At 62.8% G+C, this 17974-nt stretch carries 22 protein-coding genes and 1 riboswitch; of the genes, 12 read left to right on the top strand and 10 right to left on the bottom strand.

Translation table 11 applies throughout. From position 1 onward, the window contains the following. Nucleotides 1–609: autotransporter outer membrane beta-barrel domain-containing protein (locus EN749_RS12740; RefSeq protein ID WP_128363258.1), on the top strand; the 609-nt coding region annotated here is incomplete at its 5' end. A gap of 49 nt (nucleotides 610–658) precedes the next feature. On the opposite strand, the gene EN749_RS12735 is transcribed toward EN749_RS12740, so the two are convergent. Both EN749_RS12735 and EN749_RS39425 read right to left on the bottom strand, forming a co-directional pair. After that, entirely contained in the window at nucleotides 659–1282 is a 624-nt protein-coding gene (locus tag EN749_RS12735) for a LysE family translocator (RefSeq protein WP_127270197.1), read from the bottom strand. Nucleotides 1283–1378: 96 nt separating this feature from the next. After that, nucleotides 1379–1501, bottom strand: a complete 123-nt coding sequence (locus EN749_RS39425; RefSeq protein WP_127270199.1) for a hypothetical protein — start codon at nucleotides 1499–1501, stop codon at nucleotides 1379–1381. A 238-nt stretch (nucleotides 1502–1739) separates the two neighbouring features. Between EN749_RS39425 and EN749_RS12725 the strand changes: the two genes are divergently transcribed. The 8 genes from EN749_RS12725 to EN749_RS12690 all read left to right on the top strand — a co-directional run bounded on the left by EN749_RS12725 (nucleotide 1740) and on the right by EN749_RS12690 (nucleotide 8540). Beyond that, nucleotides 1740–2507: a L,D-transpeptidase gene (locus EN749_RS12725; RefSeq protein WP_127322091.1), complete on the top strand. Its 768-nt coding sequence runs from the start codon at nucleotides 1740–1742 to the stop codon at nucleotides 2505–2507. A gap of 100 nt (nucleotides 2508–2607) precedes the next feature. Beyond that, on the top strand, nucleotides 2608–3774 hold the full coding sequence (locus EN749_RS12720; protein ID WP_127395763.1) for a diphosphate--fructose-6-phosphate 1-phosphotransferase: 1167 nt from the start codon (nucleotides 2608–2610) through the stop codon (nucleotides 3772–3774). A 35-nt stretch (nucleotides 3775–3809) separates the two neighbouring features. Beyond that, nucleotides 3810–4529 carry an MBL fold metallo-hydrolase gene (locus tag EN749_RS12715; RefSeq protein WP_127328591.1) on the top strand — a complete coding sequence of 240 codons (720 nt, stop codon included), beginning with the start codon at nucleotides 3810–3812 and terminating at the stop codon, nucleotides 4527–4529. 248 nt (nucleotides 4530–4777) lie between these two features. Then, nucleotides 4778–6298 (top strand): DegQ family serine endoprotease, encoded by a 1521-nt coding sequence (locus EN749_RS12710; protein ID WP_128363257.1) that lies wholly within the window; start codon nucleotides 4778–4780, stop codon nucleotides 6296–6298. 149 nt (nucleotides 6299–6447) lie between these two features. Then, entirely contained in the window at nucleotides 6448–7059 is a 612-nt protein-coding gene (locus EN749_RS12705) for a molybdopterin-dependent oxidoreductase (protein ID WP_127395761.1), read from the top strand. Beyond that, entirely contained in the window at nucleotides 7056–7802 is a 747-nt protein-coding gene (locus EN749_RS12700) for an FAD-binding oxidoreductase (RefSeq protein ID WP_127320468.1), read from the top strand. Before EN749_RS12705 ends, EN749_RS12700 begins: the two co-directional genes overlap by 4 nt. 100 nt (nucleotides 7803–7902) lie before the next feature. Beyond that, complete coding sequence (locus tag EN749_RS12695) at nucleotides 7903–8136, top strand: AbrB/MazE/SpoVT family DNA-binding domain-containing protein (protein WP_127267350.1); 234 nt, start codon at nucleotides 7903–7905, stop codon at nucleotides 8134–8136. Then, nucleotides 8133–8540, top strand: a complete 408-nt coding sequence (locus EN749_RS12690) for a type II toxin-antitoxin system VapC family toxin (RefSeq protein ID WP_127267349.1) — start codon at nucleotides 8133–8135, stop codon at nucleotides 8538–8540. The genes EN749_RS12695 and EN749_RS12690 overlap by 4 nt, the downstream gene beginning before the upstream one ends. Nucleotides 8541–8559: 19 nt before the next feature. Here EN749_RS12690 and EN749_RS12685 read toward each other — a convergent pair whose 3' ends face one another. From EN749_RS12685 to EN749_RS12650, 8 genes are all read right to left on the bottom strand, one after another. Continuing rightward, nucleotides 8560–10035, bottom strand: a complete 1476-nt coding sequence (locus tag EN749_RS12685; protein ID WP_127808242.1) for a nucleotidyltransferase family protein — start codon at nucleotides 10033–10035, stop codon at nucleotides 8560–8562. Continuing rightward, complete coding sequence (locus EN749_RS12680; protein ID WP_127808241.1) at nucleotides 10032–10709, bottom strand: glycosyltransferase family A protein; 678 nt, start codon at nucleotides 10707–10709, stop codon at nucleotides 10032–10034. Before EN749_RS12680 ends, EN749_RS12685 begins: the two co-directional genes overlap by 4 nt. Then, nucleotides 10709–11461: a glycosyltransferase family A protein gene (locus EN749_RS12675; protein ID WP_128363256.1), complete on the bottom strand. Its 753-nt coding sequence runs from the start codon at nucleotides 11459–11461 to the stop codon at nucleotides 10709–10711. The genes EN749_RS12680 and EN749_RS12675 overlap by 1 nt, the downstream gene beginning before the upstream one ends. Before the next feature lie 55 nt (nucleotides 11462–11516). Beyond that, entirely contained in the window at nucleotides 11517–12269 is a 753-nt protein-coding gene (locus EN749_RS12670; RefSeq protein ID WP_164873728.1) for a glycosyltransferase family A protein, read from the bottom strand. Continuing rightward, nucleotides 12266–13315: a serine kinase gene (locus EN749_RS12665; protein ID WP_127808239.1), complete on the bottom strand. Its 1050-nt coding sequence runs from the start codon at nucleotides 13313–13315 to the stop codon at nucleotides 12266–12268. Before EN749_RS12665 ends, EN749_RS12670 begins: the two co-directional genes overlap by 4 nt. Nucleotides 13316–13364: 49 nt before the next feature. Next, nucleotides 13365–13796, bottom strand: coding sequence for a PqqD family protein (locus EN749_RS12660; protein ID WP_127808238.1), 432 nt, complete (start codon nucleotides 13794–13796; stop codon nucleotides 13365–13367). 130 nt (nucleotides 13797–13926) lie between these two features. After that, nucleotides 13927–15027, bottom strand: a complete 1101-nt coding sequence (locus tag EN749_RS12655; protein WP_127808237.1) for a hybrid-cluster NAD(P)-dependent oxidoreductase — start codon at nucleotides 15025–15027, stop codon at nucleotides 13927–13929. A 25-nt stretch (nucleotides 15028–15052) separates the two neighbouring features. Continuing rightward, nucleotides 15053–16300, bottom strand: coding sequence for an aromatic ring-hydroxylating dioxygenase subunit alpha (locus EN749_RS12650; RefSeq protein ID WP_128363255.1), 1248 nt, complete (start codon nucleotides 16298–16300; stop codon nucleotides 15053–15055). Between the two features lie 114 nt (nucleotides 16301–16414). Continuing rightward, nucleotides 16415–16617: riboswitch (cobalamin riboswitch) on the bottom strand. Nucleotides 16618–17123: 506 nt separating this feature from the next. On the opposite strand from EN749_RS12650, the gene EN749_RS12645 reads away from it, so the two are divergent. The 3 genes from EN749_RS12645 (at nucleotide 17124) to EN749_RS12635 (ending at nucleotide 17912) form a co-directional block, all read left to right on the top strand. Continuing rightward, entirely contained in the window at nucleotides 17124–17321 is a 198-nt protein-coding gene (locus tag EN749_RS12645) for a DUF680 domain-containing protein (protein ID WP_027039902.1), read from the top strand. Between the two features lie 86 nt (nucleotides 17322–17407). Further along, the gene (locus EN749_RS12640; RefSeq protein WP_127267341.1) at nucleotides 17408–17608 is read left to right on the top strand and encodes a DUF680 domain-containing protein; all 201 of its coding nucleotides are present in this window, start codon (nucleotides 17408–17410) and stop codon (nucleotides 17606–17608) included. A gap of 67 nt (nucleotides 17609–17675) precedes the next feature. After that, nucleotides 17676–17912: a DUF680 domain-containing protein gene (locus tag EN749_RS12635; protein ID WP_127397673.1), complete on the top strand. Its 237-nt coding sequence runs from the start codon at nucleotides 17676–17678 to the stop codon at nucleotides 17910–17912. Nucleotides 17913–17974 lie beyond the last annotated feature (62 nt).

The following is a 17974-nucleotide window of genomic DNA, read 5'->3' as shown; positions in this document are numbered from 1 at the left end:
AATCTGTCCGTCGGCAGCATGGATATCAACGGCACCAGCGTCGGTGGCTACTGGACCCGGATCGGTCAGGGTGGCTGGTACCTGGACGGCGTCCTCATGGCCACCTTCTTCGGCGGAGACGCAACATCGTCGCGCGGCATCGGCATCGACGTCGGCGGGACCGGTGTCACCGCTTCGCTGGAAGGCGGCTATCCCATCGCGCTGGGGCAAGGCTGGACGCTTGAACCGCAGGCGCAACTGGTCTGGCAGCAACTGTCGCTCGACGATGCATCGGACCGCTTTGCTTCGGTTTCCTTCGATACCGACGGCAACGTGACCGGCCGGCTCGGCGCACGGCTGCAAGGCGAAACAACGATCAATGGCATGGCGCTGCAGCCGTACCTCAAGGCCAACATCTGGCACGATTTCGGCGGCACGAGCCATGTCAATTTCGACACCACCGATATCTCCACCGAGGGCAGATCGACCTCGTTCGAATTCGGTGGCGGTGTGATCGCCAAGGTGACGGACAAGGTCAGCATCTTCGCCACCGGCGACTACACCACCAATCTCGGCGGCGACGAGCGTCGGATACTCGAAGGCAATCTTGGGTTCAGCGTCAAATGGTAAGGTTGATCATGACCCGAAAACAATTTCGGGGTCATGAGCAAAAAGACAGCTAATTGCTGGAACGCATCGCCACCGTGGCGATGCCGGCGCCGACCAGCAGCGTGCCGCCGGTGCGGTTGAAGATCCGGATCGCCTTGGGATTGCGCACCACGTTGCGTGCGCGTGAGGCGATCAGCGCATAGCCAAAGGCATTGGCGAAGGCGAGCGCGAGGAAGGTCGTCTCGAAGATCAGCATCTGCGTCCAGAAATCGGCGTGCCGGTCGAGGAACTGCGGCAGAAAGGCGACGAAGAAGGTGATGCTTTTCGGGTTGAGCGCGGTGACCAGCCAGGCGTGCGCCATCATCTTGGCCGAGGAGACCGCGTCGGTGCGCGGTTCGGCTTTCAGCGCGCCGCCGGCGCGAAACAGTTTCACGCCGAGATAGATCAGATAGCCGGCGCCGATCAGCTTCAGGATGGTGAAGACACCAGCCGAAGCTGCCAGCAGCGCGCCGATGCCCAGCATCGACAAGGTCATCGCGGTGAAGTCGCCCAGCGCCACGCCGATTGCCATAGGCAGAGCGGTGCGCCAGCCCTGGCCCAACGCGTAGGACACGACGAGAAGGATGGTCGGACCCGGAATGATGAGGAGGATCGTCGACGCGGCGGCGAAGGCGGCCCAGTTTTCGAAGGACATGCTCGTCTCCCTTGAGCTTAAAGAAGAGGATAAATCCTCAGGCCCAGGAGAATGTAAAGAGGCGATTTCCCTGACTGCGCCAGCGGCAGATCGGTGTCAGTTCGCGCCGCTCAGCGTGCTCACGATATCGGCCAGGCTGACATTGGCACCGAGAACGGTTGCCGCCGCGACAATGGCAGCGGCAAAAAGCTTGATGTCGGTTTTTAAGATCTTGCACATGGAGGCCCCTCGCTGATGGTTCGAGGAGTAGGAAACGCCGGCGCCGGGAATATGACCCGGCCGAGGTCTTTTTGTGCAGCAGCGTTCGTTCAAGCCCAGGCAAGAAGGTCGGACATCGTCAAGGCCATGCGCAAATGCAGGCTGTGCAACGTCTTCATGCTTTATCAACCATGAATGATGAAAATGCCCGCTATCCGGCCGGACCGTGCTTCCCGCCGACAGCGTAGGGTCTGGGTATATGCGTGAGTTGCCGCAAGGTCTGACGCCGCCGCGAAATGGCGACGCAATCGAAACCGATCATCATCTTTCCCGCCGCGCCATCCTGTCCGGGGCAGGGGCGCTCGCGCTGCTGAGCGCCGCCGGTTGCTCGACCTCGGGCTTGGGTCTGCCGGCGCTCGAGCTCGACGACGTCACCACGGGTTCCGTGCGGCCGATCCGGCCAAGCATCAGCGTCGACAAGAACATCACCAGCCCCGGCGTCATGTATGCCGGGCTGACCGACGGCGGCTTCAACGTGCCGGAAGTGCCATATCTGAAGGTCAAGCCGGAATTCCGTCGCCAGATCGTCGTCGACACGACAGGCGAGGCGCCCGGCACCATCGTCGTCCATCTCAAGGAGCGCATGCTCTATCTCGTCCAGCCGGGTGGCGACGCCATTCGCTACGGCGTCGGCATCGGCAAGGATGGCTTCCGCTGGTCGGGTCGCGCCAACATCCAGTACGGCAGGGAATGGCCGACCTGGACGCCGCCGCCGGAGATGATTGCCCGCAAGCCTGAACTGGTGAAATGGCAAGCCGGACAGCCCGGCGGCCTCACCAATCCGCTCGGCGCGCGTGCCCTCTACATCTACCAGGACGGCAAGGACACCGGCTATCGCATCCACGGCTCGCCCGAATGGTGGAGCATCGGCCAGGCGATGTCGTCGGGCTGCGTGCGCCTGATCAACCAGGACATCATCGACCTCTACAGCCGCGTCTCCAAAAAAAATCCGGTCGTCGTCGTCTGACGCTTATGCGGCGTGTTGGCGCCGCTCGAAACTCCCGTTGCGCGATGCGGCAAGACAGGCCAAGGTGCCTTGAAAACCATCGCGCCGGGAGAAATCAAGCATGGCTGGAACGTTTGTCATCGCGCAGGGCGGCGGCCCAACCGCCGTCATCAACCAGACGGTTGTCGGGGCGACACTGGAGATCCGCAAGCGGCATCCCGGTGCCAAGGTGCTGGGCTCCATCCATGGTGTGCGCGGCATCCGTGACGGCAATTATATCGACCTTTCCGCCATCCCCGAGGACCGGCTGCGGCTGATTGCCGGCACGCCGAGCGCCGCCCTCGGCTCGACCCGCGACAAGCCCGACGCCGCCTATTGCGATGTCATCCTCAACGGCCTGAAGAAGGCCGGCGCCGACGCCTTCATCTATATCGGCGGCAACGACACGTCGGGTACCCAGCAGATCCTGACCGATGCCGCCGGCGGCTCAATTGCCTTCGTCCATGCGCCAAAAACCATCGACAATGATCTCGAGGAAAACGACCACACGCCGGGCTTCATTTCGGCGGCCGAGTTCGTCGCCGGCGCCTTCCTGTCCGTCGATCTCGATTTTCGTGCGCTGCCCGGCATCTATGTCGGCATCGTCATGGGCCGGCATGCGGGCTTCCTGACCGCGGCCGCGGCCGCCTGGCAGCTCGACCCCGACAGCGGCCCGCACCTCGTCTACGTGCCCGAGCGCCCATTCTCGGCCGCCGGCTTTATCGACGACGTGCGTGCCACGCTCGATCGCCACAAGCGCTGCATCGTCGCCGTTTCGGAAGGCGTCAGCACCGCCGACGGCAAGGCGCTGGTCGAAAGCCTGGTGCCGCCGGACAAGCTTGAGCGCGACGCGCATGGCAACGTCAAGCTGTCGGGCAGCGACCTGCCGGCCGCACTCGAGCGCGCGTTGGCGGAAGGCCTGCCGGGCAAGCGGGCCCGCGTCGATGCGCTCGGCTACATGCCGCGCGGCTATATCGGCGCCATCAGCGCGGTCGACGCGCAGGAGGCGTTCGATGCCGGCGCTTTCGCCGTCACCGTCGCCGAACAGGGCGGCGGCTCGGTGGCGTTGCAATATGACGGCACCAGAACGGTGCTGAAGAAAGTGCCGCTCAAGAACGTCGCCGGCAAGACACGCCACATGCCGGACGATTTCATGAAGCCCGATGTCAATCAGCTGTCGGATGCCGGCATGGCCTATCTCAAGCGGCTGGTGCCGGAAAAGTACAAGGTCGGGAAGCCCTTCGTCTGATGCCGGGCTCACACTTGATGCCCGGCTCACAGGTGATGCCCGACTGGTTCAGCAGGAGCGTCGTCGACGACAAGACGACGATGCTGACCGAGCCCTTCGTCCATGCCTATGTTCGGGCCAATATCTGGCATCTGCGCGGTCGCGATGCCGACCTGCTCGTCGACACCGGCATGGGCATCTGTCCGCTGGCGCCGCAGATCGAGACGGCGGAAGGCAAGCCGCTGCTGGTCGTTGCCACCCACATCCATCTCGACCATGTCGGCTCGCTGCATGAATTCCCGTTGCGGGCCGGGCCAAGGATGAGCGCGGCCCGGTTCGAGACCATGGATGAGGCCGCGACCTACGCCTACATGTTCCATGACCTCGACGGTGCCGTCTCGAAACTGCCGGCGCCCGGATGGAAGTCGGCCGACTACAGGATCCCGCCCGCGCCGTTGACGCGAACCCTGGACGAGGGCGATGTCGTCGATCTTGGCGACCGGCAATTTCGCGTGCTGCATTTGCCGGGCCATTCACCGGATTCGATCGCGCTGTTCGACGAGGTCGACGGCCTGTTCTTCAGCGGCGATGCCATCTACGACGCCATGCTGATCGACGACCTGCCGGATTCCGACCGAGCCGCCTATGTCAGCACGATGCGGCGCCTGCTCGACCTGCCGATCCGCATCGGTCATGGTGGACACGGACCGAGCTTCGACGGCAAGCGCATGCGCGAGATTGCCACGGCCTATCTCGAGCGAAGCGCCGGTGGCTGAGGCTCCAGCGAGACAGCAAGGTGCCGCCCAACGACTTTGCGGCCCTGCCGCCGTGCGGATATTAAATCTTCGTAAGGTCGCCCTAAAACCCTAAATCGGGCGAATCCGCGCCCTAGATGCAAGGCCGTCGATCCGGTTGGCTGCCATGTAGGCGAGACGGGCAATTGCGACCTCGACACGCCGATGACCGATTTCCCCGCACGGGAGAGGCCACGGCGCTGGATCAACTCTCGCCCGGACAAACGACCATGTCAGATATCCTTCGTAGGCATCGCGTCGCGGCCTTGCTGGGCGCTGCGCTGATCATATCCCCCTTCGTCATGTCTTTCGCCCAAGGCGAGGGCAACACCATTCCGACAACCCAGACGCCTGTCGCCGGCATCACCGCGCCCAATGGCTCGTTCGCACCCATCGTTGCCGCCGACAAGCCGGCGGTGGTGACGGTCACCACCGTCATGAAGGCACAGCCTGAAACGATGAGCGATGCATCTCCTTTCGACGGCGGCTCGCCTTTCGATGACTATTTCCGCCAGTTCTTCGGTGACCAGGGCATGCCGACGCCGAAGACGCCGCCACAACAGCAACCGCAGCGCGCCGAGGCGCTGGGTTCCGGCTTCATCGTCGGCGCGGATGGCACCGTCGTCACCAACAATCACGTCATCGATGGTGCCTCTTCGATCAAGGTGACGCTCGACGACGGCACCGAACTTCCGGCCAAGCTTGTCGGCCGCGATGCCAAGAACGATCTCGCCGTACTCAAGGTCAAGTCGGACAAACCCCTGCCGACCGTCAAATGGGGCGATTCCGACAAGCTCATGCCAGGCGACCAGGTGCTGGCCTTCGGCAATCCGTTCGGCATCGGCACCACCGTCACGGCAGGTATCGTCTCAGCGCGCGGCCGTGACCTGCATAGTGGCCCGTTCGACGATTTCATCCAGATCGACGCGCCGATCAACCACGGGAATTCCGGCGGTCCGCTGGTGGATGTCGCCGGCAATGTCGTCGGCATCAACACGGCGATCTATTCACCCAATGGCGGCAGCGTCGGCGTCGGCTTTGCCATTCCGTCGGATCAGGCCCAGAAGGTGGTCGCAAAGCTGATGAAGGGCGGCTCCATCCAATACGGCTATCTCGGCGTTCAGATCCAGGAGGTGACACCGGATGTCGGGAGCGCCATCGGGCTCGACCATTCCGGCGGCGCGCTGGTTTCAGAGGTCAACGACGGTTCGCCGGCGGCAAGGGCCGGCATCGAGACGGGTGACGTCATCACCAGCTTTGCCGGGCAGGACGTGAAGGACCCCAAGGACCTGTCGCGGGCGGTCGCCGATGTCGCGCCGGGCGCCAGGGAAACGGTCGATGTCTGGCGCAAGGGCAAGCCGATGCGGATTTCCGTCGATGTCGGCCACAACAGCGACGATGTGAAGACCGCGTCGCTGGACGACGGGTCCGGCGCGCCGAGCGCCGGGCGCGCTCCGGCGATAGGGCTCGGCTTGATGGATATAACGCCCGACATTCGCCAACAGATGAACCTAGCCGGCAAGCAGCACGGCGCGGTGGTTGCCAGCGTCAACCCCGACAAAGCGGCCGCCGCTTCCGGAATACAGGCCGGCGACATCATCGTTGCCGTCAATCAGGTGCCGGTCAAGAATGCCAGGCAGGTAACGCAGGCGATCGCCTTGGCCGGCAAGTCCGGCAGGAAATCGGTGCTGTTGCTGGTCGAGCGTGGCGACGCTCAAATGTACATCGCGGTGCCTTTCGCCAATGGCTGAGAAATGGCGTTGACGGAACATGGGACCGGCAGGTCCATCGGTGACGATCCCGCCGGTCTCCGCCCGTCAAGATTTAGGTTGCCCGTCACGGCATCTTCGAGAACATTGCGTCAGGCCGATAGTGGCCTGATTGCATGGGGATTGCCGCTATGGTCACCCGAGGTTTCTCTTCAGGACGGCGCCCGCCAACCGATGGCGATGCCCGCATCCCGCCGGGCCAATATCTGGAACAGGGTTTTCCGGTGCTGTCGGCCGGTCCGACGCCGCGCGTGCGTACCGAGGATTGGTCTTTCACGCTGAAACATGGGCCACGCCCGATCAAGAAATGGAACTGGGCCGAGTTCAACGCCCTGCCACTGAACAAGATGACGCGCGACATCCATTGCGTGACCGCATGGACCAAGTTCGACACGCCGTGGCAAGGCGTGCTGGTCGACGATATCCTTGCCGATGCCGGTTTGGAGCCGCCGACCGGCTTCACGCTGGCGCACGCGTTCGACGGCTACACCACCAACGTGCCGGTCAAGGACCTCACCGCCGGCAAGGCCATGGTGGCGCTGCTCTACGAAGGCAAGCCGATCACACCGGACCATGGCGGCCCGGCAAGGCTGCTGGTGCCGCATCTTTATTTCTGGAAGTCGGCCAAATGGTTGAACGGCCTGCAATTCACCACGCGAGACGAGCCCGGTTTCTGGGAATTGCGCGGCTACCATATCTATGGCGACCCATGGCGCGAGCAGCGCTACACGGACGATCCATGAGCGATGCGGCGGCAGTGCAGTCGCCCTGGCAAACAGCCGGCATCGTCCGCATCGAAAAGCGCACGCCGCGTGTCACCAGCTTCTTTTTCCAGCCGTCTCGGCCCTTCGCCTATCGCGCCGGGCAGCATGTCGACGTCAGGCTGACGGCGCCGGACGGCTATCAGGCGCGCCGCTCCTATTCCATCGCCTCCGCGCCCGAAACGAGCGGCGCAATCGAACTGGCGATCGAAAAACTCGACGATGGCGAGGTCTCGCCCTTCTTCCACGAGGTCGCGGCAGTGGGCGATGAAATCGAACTGCGCGGGCCGCTTGGCGGGCATTTCGTCTGGCCGGAGGATGAGAGTGGACCGCTTGTTCTGGTCGGCGGCGGTTCGGGCGTCGTGCCCTTGATGTCGATGCTCCGCCACCGCGCCGCGCGTAATTCAGCGGTGCCCGTCGTCCTGGTCTTTTCGGTCCGGGTCTGGGACGAAGTGATCTTTCGTCACGAGTTGATCGCCCTCGACGAACGCCAGGACGGCTTCGACCTGATGCTGACACTGACGCGCGAAGCCGCACGCCGTCCAGCCGACTATGCGCGGCGGGTAGACGTCGCGATGATGGTTCAAGCCATGACGCGGCTGCCGGAGCCGCCTGGCATCGCCTTCGTCTGCGGCTCCAACGCCTTCGTTTCCGCGGCCGCCCAAGCGCTGATCGATGCCGGCGTTGCAGCGGAAATCATTCGCACCGAACGCTACGGAGTTTGAACGGACTCTGGCGGTTCGGTCGAGACACGATGCTTCAAGCCTTGAAAATCGACCGATGAGGTAATACCTTGTCGGAATATGGTATTACCAAGGAGTGAAGATGGCCACCACCGTCACGGCAAAGGGACAAGTGACCATTCCCAAACCCGTCCGCGACCTCCTGGGGATCGTCCCGGGCAGCAGAGTCGATTTCCGGCGCGCCGCCGATGGCAGCGTGGTGTTGGCTCGGGTTGACAGAAAGCCGCCTGCGAGCCGCTTCGCCAATCTGCGCGGCCATGCCGGCGAGGGGCTCACGACCGAGGCTATCATGGCGCTGACGCGTGGCGGAGCGTGACGTTCGTCGACACCAACGTTCTGCTCGACCTTGTTACGGACGATCCCAATTGGGCGGGCTGGTCGATCGCGCAACTCGAGGCGGCAAGCCTCGATGGGCCATTGTTGATCAATGATGCGGTCTATGCAGAACTTGCCGTTCGCTACATCAGAATCGAGGATCTTGAGGCATTTCTGGATGCGGCCGGTCTCGAAATGGCTCCGATGCCAAGAGCCGCCCTTTTCCTTGCTGGAAAGGTATTCACGCAATACCGCCGATCAGGAGGATCGAGGACCGGCGTCTTGCCTGACTTCTTCATCGGCGCACATGCCGCCGTCACCAAGCTTCCGCTTCTGACCCGTGATGTCGGCCGCTACCAGACCTATTTCCCATCCTTGAGGCTGATCACTCCCGACGCCTTATAGCTGCCGGGTGGGCCTTCCTTCAGCCGACCGGAAAGAAATCCGCCGACAGCAACTGGAAAGGCAAGGCGCCATAGGCGGCCACCGTGGCCGCGTCGTTCCACTCGCGAAACTGTCGCGATGGTCGCGCCTCGAGCGTCAAGGCAACTCGCGCGCCGTCGAGAGTCACCTTGCCGCGAAAATGCAGCACGCGTTCCCTGCCGGACCGGCTGATGGCCATGGCGCGCAGGCGGGCAATATGCTCGCCACCGTCATTGATCTCCATCTCGATGCGGCGCCGGACCGGCGGAACGCCGATCCTGACGATGATTTCGAGCATCATGTCGCCGGTCGTTTGCGGACAGGCGATGGCCTGCGAAAACACCAAAGGCGCCGATGCTGCTTGAGGCTTGCGCGCGGCCGATCTGCCGCGCCAAGGTGTGGCGGGCGGCTCCTGCTGCAACCGGCCCTTCTTCCGCTTCAGGCGCAACTGCTTGGCAAGCCCGCGCGATAGCCAGACCAGGCCGCCGAAATCCGTGCGCGGCTTGGCTTGCAGAACCGACGACCAACGCGACAGGCCAACCCCGTCGGCCATGTCCAAGATTCTGGCCATTGTCGGTTCCGGCACCGGAATGCCGATCTCGAACGTTAGATAGGATAACGCCACCGCCGCTGGAACCGCCAGGCCGCGTCTGCCGACGATGTCGAGGAACGTGTCCCAATCGACGTCTTCGCCATGAATGGCGACCGCGCAGTCGACAAGCCAGTCGCTGTGGGTATGGGCGTCGAGGCCGCCATGGGCGATGGCCAGGGCCATGCGATCGGCCGGCGACGGCACGAAGACCGCGACGCCGCTGAATTGTGCCGGGACCGCCCGTTGCCAGATCGCCAGGTCGTCTTCCGCGCTCGTTTGCGACCCGTCATAGCCGAGCTGGTGCAGGTCGATGTCACCGAAACGGCCCTTGAAGAAGTTCATCGACCGCAGCGACGCCAACCGGGTTCGCAAATATTGCGCGCTGACGCCCGAGGCGATCTGCCAGTCGCGATCGCGCAAGATGTCGAAGACGGCAGCCATGTCGCGCGGGCGCACCAATATGTCGATATCATGCGCCACCCGGCCACGCTGCGCCGACGCGTTCAAGGCAATGCGGCTGGCGCCCTTTATCAGCATGATGTCGGCGCCGCCGTCGGCCATCGCCTTCAGCGCCGGCTCGGCCTCGCGCATCGCCATGCGCGACTTCGTCCACAGCATCTTCTGCAGGCCGACGAGGCGCGGATGGGCGGCATGCCCGGCCAGCTTCCTGCCGAACCTGTCGGAGATGGCGGCGAGCAGGCGATGTTCTCGAAACGAGACGAGATCGATGTCGTTCTCGTCCAGCCAGCGCGCGGCACAGGCAGCGGCTGCGTCCTCATCGGAGAGCAGCGCCGCCTTCAGCAACAGGTCCAGCTGGCCGGTGGGCCACGACCAGCCATAGTCCGGGAAGCGGCGGCCGATGCGGCGAACGGGCGTGGCGTTCAACTGGAACCTGCCTTGTTCTGGGCTCGCCGCTGCATGGCGAGCCTTGCGACCTGGAGGTAGCCCCGGTCGCGTGCCGGATCGCGGCCGTAGGAAAGGCTGCCCGGACGGATGCGGCGCAATGCAAGCACGTCGTCGAGCATGGCAAGGGCAAAGCCTGCCTCACGAACCCGGGCGATCCAGTCGATCATCTCGCCGCGACCGCCTGGTGGGTCGATGATGGGACCGACGCTCTGCACCACCTCTTGGCGGATCATCATCGTCGTGCGCGACCAGCCAGCTCCACTGGTCGCATCGGGCAAATCGGGGCTGTCGCCGCGAAACGTCCGCCAATGCGTAAAGACGCCCGTTGTCCCGGGATGACGGTCGAGATGGACCAGCTGCTTTTCGATCTTGTCCGCCAACCACAAATCGTCGGCATCGAGCGTCGCGATGAGCGGCGTCGAGAGTGCCGCAATGCCACGGGTCGTTGCGCTGCCAGGTCCGGCATTGTCCTGTCGCAGCACCGTCACCGGCAAGTTCATCGCATTGATCACCGCAACCGTATCGTCGGTCGAACCGTCATCGACCACGACGACGGCCTCCGCCCTTGCCGTCTGGGCCAGGACGGAGTTCAGGGCCGCGCCGATGGTGGCGGCCGCGTTGAAAGCCGGAATGACGACGCCGTAGGCTGCCATCAAAGGAACCGCCACTGCGCGAGATCCTTGAAGTCGAAGATTCCCTCCACTCGGCGCAAGTTGGGGTCGGCCTTACGACGCTTCATCGACTTGTGAATGGCGCGCATGAACTCGCGAAAGGGCACATCGGCTTCCTTGGTCATGTTGCCGGGATGACGCCTGTAGTAGAGAGCCACCGTATCGGGCATAACGTATTTTGTCTGGCTCTCAAAGATACGCAACAGATAGTCGGTGTCCTCGGCCTGTTTGAAATCCTCGTCGAAACCACCGGTGCGCTCGATGAGGTTTCGCGCAAAGATCCCGGCGGACAGGTGGATCCCTCGCACGGTGATGGAGTGGCTGTCGGCGGCCGGTTCCAGCGTCTCGCCATCTATCTTGTCGACCAGCGTCATGCGCGAATAGGTCAGGTCGAGGCCAGGATTCTCTCCGAAACAAGCGAGATCCGCCTTGAAGCGCCCTGTCGGGGAGATGTCGTCCGAATCGAGAAACGACACCAGATGAGTCTGCGGCAGCAACTGCTTCAGCCCGGCATTGCGCGCTTTGGTGACCCCGCCATTGATCTGCTGGAAAAGACGAATGCACGGGGCCTCGTCGATCAACGACCGTACGACGGCTGCCGAACCATCGGTCGACCCATCGTCGATGACGATGATGTCGAGATCGATGTCTTCGCGCTGCCTGAGCAGCGAGCGCAGCGCGAGGCCAACGAATTGTTCGCGATTGTAGACGGGCATGATGACGCTCAGCTTCATGGGCGTCTCCGGCAGCGTTGCGGGCTTGGCTGATCCGACTTGATTGTGTCGAGCATCATAGCATCCGCCAATCGGTGGGACTCTTCAATTCGAAGATGCCCTGGACCTCTCGCCGTGACGGATCGGCCTTGCGCCGCCGCATCGACTTGTGGATTGCACGCAAGTGGTTGCGGACCCTGCCGCTATGTTCCTTGGTGACATTTCCGGCATGGCGTCGGTAGTAGATCGCGACCGCGTCCAACAATTCGTAGTTCGGTCCCGCCTCGAAAACGCGCAGCAGATAGTCGGTATCCTCAGCCTGCTCGAAATCCTCATCGAACTCGCCCGTCCTGTCGACAAGCCCTCTGCTGAACACGGCGGCGCTCAGCGAAATTCCCCGAAGCGTCATCGTGCGGCTGTCGGCTGCCGGTTTCAGCCGCTCATCGTCAATCCGCTCGACCAGCGTCATCAGCGAATAGGTCAGCTCGAGTCCGGGGTCTGCTCTGAAGCGTGCAAGGTCCTTCTTGAACCGTCCGGCCAGCGAGATGTCGTCAGAATCCAGAAACGAAACGAACTCCGCATCCGGCGGCAGTTGCCGCAGCCCGGCGTTGCGCGCCTTGGCCACGCCCATGTTGGATTGCTGGGACAGTCGGATGCAGGGGTTTTCGCGCATCATCGAGCGCACGGCCTCAGCAGAGCCGTCGGTCGAGCCGTCGTCGATGACGATGATGTCGAGATCGGCGGCGTCCCGCTGCCGCACCAGCGAGCGCAATGCCGAAACGACATAGCGCTCACGGTTGTAGACGGGCATTATCACGCTCAGTTTCACGAAGCGCCCCGCGTGAGAAAGTCGGCAATCGTACCGGCTATCTCCTGTGGCTGCGTCCCCAGCGACAGACGATAGCACGGCAGCAGGCGGGTCAGGTCGCTGAAGAAGCGAAAGCCGCTCTCCCGCTCGCCCGGCATCTGCGCTATGCCCGACGGCGCCAAGGCAATCATGGCATCCCTGCGCGACACCGGCACGATCGAACTTGCCTCGCCTCCGCCGATATGTGGCACCAGCAGCGCGATGATGTCCAGAGTTTCGGGCACCGGCCGAGGCGCGATGTCATCAATGTGAAAAGCATGCTTGCCTTGCCAGTTGAGCGGACCATGCGCTTTCAGCCGATGCTTCAGCCCAAGCCGAACGAACCCCTGGGGATCCTGTTTGAGTGTTGAAAACAGTGGGCGGGCAGTCACCCCGTTGGAGAGGTCGACCAGCACATAGTCGTCGCCGACGCTGTCCAGTCCGTTGAGGAGGCCGGCGGCGACGGTTCCGGATTTCCCGGCCCCGCCCGCGCCGGCCAACAGCACGCCCTTGCCATTGGCCCCGAGCGTGCCGGCATGGGCAAGGCGCATGCCGCGCGCCGCATATTCCCAATGGAGGAAGGGGCGCAGCGGCGCTCCCGGCTCCCACGGTGGAAAGGCATCGGCCGAAGCCATCAACTGCACCCCAACGCGACGTTGCGGATCATAGAACTGCCAGAAATCCAGGTCGTGAAAATGGTTGCCGCGCAATCCGGCCTCCGCCAGCCGGGTGGCGAAGCCATGCTGCGTGAAGGGCCCCTGGCCCCAACTGACCGGTGCCGCGATGCCGTCTATGCCGGGATGTGCGACGAAGACGCGGCAGATATCGGCAGGCGTTCGGTTGCCCGGAGCAGGGACAAAGCCATGAGCGACGGCATCCGCCAATGCGCCGGCGCTGACATTCGCGGTCAAATCCAGATGCGGCAAGCTCGCCTTGCGGGTCAGTGGATAATGCTCGGCGCTGCTCTCTGCTTGCGCCAGGACATGACGTGCGTAGTCAACCAAGTTTTCGAGAGTGACGTTCGGCATGGGTTTGCCTGTTCCGGAGCTGTCCGGCAACGAGAACCTGATGGGCGCTTCAGTTGGCCTGCTTCACCGCGGGCCAGCCGAGGGGCTCCTCGACCTCGTGGATGGGATCGACGACAATGAGATCGGCGAGATCGTCATGGATGTCGACCTTGAGGGGCTCTCTGGCAGCGGCGAGCTGAGCCAGCAATTCGCTTGGAGCCGGTCTTGCCACGCCATCGGTTACGGCCGCCAGCAAACCGAATTCGAGCAATTGTGAAACAAAGCCGTCAATCGCGGCGGCATCGAGGGCGCCAATGCCGGTCGTGGCGCCGACCAGTTCGGAGGCAGGCACGCCGGACGACAGTGCATCCCAAAGTCTGCTGCCTGAATCAGAGAAGCCGAAATATTTGCCCGTGGTCAGGTCAAGAACGACGGCTTCGCCGTCGAAGGATTCAAAGACGATATCCTTGCTGGCAATGGCATAGATGCCGGATTGTCGCATGTTTGCTCCCCCGCCGAGCAGGCCGCGGAGATGATCTTCGGGCCTTACGGTCAACCCCACCGTTGCAGGCGTCTAACCATTTGCAGGGTTTTTGGCAAGATGGCGCAGGCTTGGGGGCGAGCGCAGCCGGTCACGCTTCGATTTCAAGCGCAGAAAGCGGCTTCGAGCAACAGGCGAGGATAAAGCCGTCCTCGATTTCGTGATCGAGGATGCCGCCATTGTGACTCATCTCGACATCGCCCGCGACCTTCCTCACCTTGCAGGTGCCGCACAGGCCGAACTCGCAGGCGGCGGGAATCCGCACCCCAGAGGCGCGTGCCGTCTGCAGCACGGTCTGGCCGGCGACGCATTCGGCATCGACATCGGAAAGCGAAAACCGGATCGGTGTCACGGCCTCGACGGCAGCAGCAGCGCCGTCCTCCGCCGGCGGCGAGAACGGCGCCGGGATCTCCTCCACGGCAGGCGCAGCAAAGCTTTCCTGATGGTATTTCGCCATGTCGAAGCCGGCGGCGTCCAGCATGCCGCGCACGGCGCGCATGAAGGGATCGGGGCCGCAGCAGAAAATCTCGCGCTCGCGGAAATCGGGCGCCAGCAATGGCAGCCGGATCGCGTCGATGCGGCCCATATGGCCGAACCAGCCCTCGCGGCTCGACCGCTCCTCGATCATGAAGCCGAGCGACAGGCCGGGCATGCGGCTGCCGAGCAGCTCGAGTTCCTTGCGGAAAATGATCTCTTCCGGGCGGCGCGCACAGTTGACGAAGCCGACATCTGTCCATGGCGCACAGTCGTTCAACCAACGCAGCATCGACATCATCGGCGTCACGCCGGAGCCCGCCGAAATGAACAGATATTTGGCCGCCGGGTGGCTGTGCAGCGAAAAATCACCGGTCGGCCCATAGGCCTTGACGTGCGAGCCCGGCGTCAGATGGTCGAACATCCAGCGCGTGCCGGTGCTGCCTGCCTGCGCCTTGACCGTCACCGCGATCGAGAACGGCCGCGACGGCGAGGACGACAGCGTGTAGGTGCGCATCAGCGGCCCCTCCGATGTCGGCAGTTCCAGCGTCACGAACTGGCCCGGCTTGTAGCGGAACCAGGTCTGGTTGTCGGAGCGGAAGGTGAAGGTCTTCACGTCCGGCGCTTCGTCGCTGACGCCGATCACTTCCAGCACCTGCAGCCGGTCGTTCCAGGGCGTCATCTGGTCGAGATGGCGATAGAGGCCAAGGTCCGTCATCGCATTCATCCTCTTGTCCCCTGAGCTAGGCGACGCTGCGCAGGGCCGGCCGGCCGCCTTCGGCAAGGCGCGGCCCGATGAACGACGCGTACCACTCGACGAACTGGATCACGCCGCCCTCATGCAGCTCCGAATAGGGGCCTGGTTCGTAGGCCGGCGACAGGATGCCGAAGGCGTTTTCCTCGACGATGCGGCGGTCCTGGTCGTTGGTCTCGGTCCAGACATGGGTGAGCTCAGCGAGGTCGTAGTCGATGCCTTCGACCGCATCCTTGTGGACGAGCCATTTCGTCGTCACCGCGGTTTCCGTGGCACTGATCGGCAGCACGCGGAAGGTGACGGCATGGTCGCCGAGGATATGGTTCCAGGTTGTCGGATAATGATAAAGCAGCAAGGAACCGATGCGGTCGGTTGAAACGCTGTCGGACAGGTTGTTCTTCACCGCCCGTTTTCCCGTCATGGTGTAGCTGACGGCATCGCGCAGCAGCGGCGCGCGGGTGGCGCGGTACTGCCCTGCCGGATCGATGCGGAATTTGCTCGGCAAGCCAGCGGCCTCGCATTTGGCCCAGTGCGCGACCATCTCGGGGTCGCTGTCGGCGCCGTTGACGCCGGTCACGGTCGGCGCCTCGGGGAAGGTCTTGCACAGCTCAGGGTGATTGGCGACGCAGTGGTAGCACTCGCGGTTGTTTTCCCAGACCAGCTTCCAGTTGCCCTTCTCGATGATCGTGCTCTCAAAGGCGATCTTTGCCTCACGCAACCGGTGCGGCAAAAGATAGGGTTCGATCATCGCCCGCATCGGCGTGAAATCCGCCGGTTCCTTGGCCAGGCAGATGAAGATGTAGCCGCCGACGCTCTCGCAGGCGACCGGCTTCAGGCCGAAATCACTCTTGTCGAAACCGTCGGCCATCTGGCGGGCAAACAGCAGGCGGCCGTCCAACTCATAGGTCCACTGATGATAGGGGCAGACGAGCTTTGCCGCCGTACCCTTCTCCGTGTTGCACACGCGGCTGCCGCGATGGCGGCAGGAATTGTGGAAGGCGTTGATCTTGCCTTGCTGGTCGCGGACAAGGACGACCGGATAGTCGCCGATCTGCACGGTGATGTAGCTGCCCGGCTTCGGCAGTTCGCAATCATGGCCGATGAACAGCCAGTCGCGATACCAGATCAGCTCCATGTCGAGCTTGAAGTAGTCTGGATCGGTGTAGAAGGGCTGCTCCAGCGAAAAGCCTTGCCGGCGCCCCTTCAGGAGCCTCAGCATGTCGTTGCGGGTATCCATGTCCTGTCCTCGTTTCTAAGGACTGAACTGGTGGTGATGGAGGAAGGATTGAAACGCAGGCCGGCTAGGTGCCGGACATGCGCTATCCACCTCTTGACCGCCCACCGCGATCAGTCGAGTCTAAAAATCTCGGGCTGGTTTCCGGGCTCTGGAGTTGTCCTTGCGGACCATCGCGACACCTTCCCAGGCAGTTGCCCAGTGGTCTCCCGTTGCGACTTGAACTCCACCACCGTTGCGGGGGCAGCGCCGGATTCTGACCGGCTTCCCAATTCTCCGCCTCGTCGTCACGAAGCGGCACCTGAGATGGTATGATCTAACCACGATCGCTGGCGCGCCGTCGGCATGAAAACGACATCGTATCCATGCGGCGCGACACGGCATGCGAAACGTCACCGCAGATCGTCGCGGGCCGAAATCCCGCCTCCCGGGCCGCCATTTGCCGGCTGCGATCTTCCCGAGTCCGACCCTTGGCGGGGGTCAAAAAAGGTTAACGGTTTCGAAAAGTGACTATTAGCTTGACCTAAAATCGAACCGAACGGTTCGTTTCTGTTGACGGTGCGTGCAGGACGGTGTGAACGCCGAGTTTGAAACAGTCAGTGATCCATCGGATGGTTAAACTTAACATGCTGATATAGACAGGAAAAATGTATCTCTAGATTCCCCTGGCACAATTTCAAGGTGTGGATTCATGGTCCACACGGAACAACTTCGTGATTGGAAAAGGCGGGGTTGCCCTCCCACATCGGGGCTGTCCGAACGACGCGATTTCATTTCCAAGACACGCCGCTAGACGGACGGAAAAAGACGATACTGGAGTACAAAAATGAAAAAGATCATTCTCACTGCCGCAGCCCTTCTGGCCATTTCCGGCAGCGCCTTCGCTGGTAGCGACCACTACGGTTCGAACGCCGCGGCAGCCACTGCTGTCGACAGCTCGTACACCGCTTCGACCAAGAAGTCGGAACCGGCTGCTCAGGCGCCTGCCCAGGGTGCTGACCACAACCTCTTCGGCAACAACTAACAGCCGATTCCCAGTCGACGGCGGGCCCGCCCGCTGCCCTGGCGAAATTCAGACATTCGAAATTCAGACATTCAGGAGTATTTAAGATGAACAAGATCCTCATTGCTGCCGCCGCCGTTCTGGCCATCACCGGCAGCGCTTTCGCGGGCAGCGACAACTACGGTTCGAACGGCGCCAACCAGCCTGCCGCCGCTGTGGACCAGTCGTACACGGCTTCCACCAAGACCTCGGAACCGGCTGCCCAGACACCCGCTCAGGGCAGCGACCGTAACCTCTTCGGTCGCTAAAACCAATTTCGCAAGCGACGGCAGCTGTGTCTGCCGTCTGGCGAAATCCAGAATTCAGGAGACTAAAATGAACAAGATCCTTATTGCTGCCGCCGCCGTTCTGGCCATCACCGGCAGTGCCTTCGCCGGCAGCGACAACTTTGGCTCCAACGGCGCCAACCAGCCTGCGGTTACCTCGGTTGACAGCGCGCATACGAGCTCGGTCCGCAACAGCGGTGGCCTCGTCGAGAAGCTGCTCAATTCGTCGGGCGACGAAGAGAAGTCCGCCCCTCAGGGCAGCGACCGGAATCTCTTTGGCCGTTAACAGCCGAAGCTGATCTTCAACAAAAGAGTGGCGGGCCCGGCCCGCCCCCCTTTTTTTGTCCC

The organism is Mesorhizobium sp. M7A.F.Ca.ET.027.02.1.1, assembly GCF_004022985.1.
Classification (GTDB): domain Bacteria; phylum Pseudomonadota; class Alphaproteobacteria; order Rhizobiales; family Rhizobiaceae; genus Mesorhizobium.
This window is presented reverse-complemented; position numbering and strand designations above follow the sequence as displayed.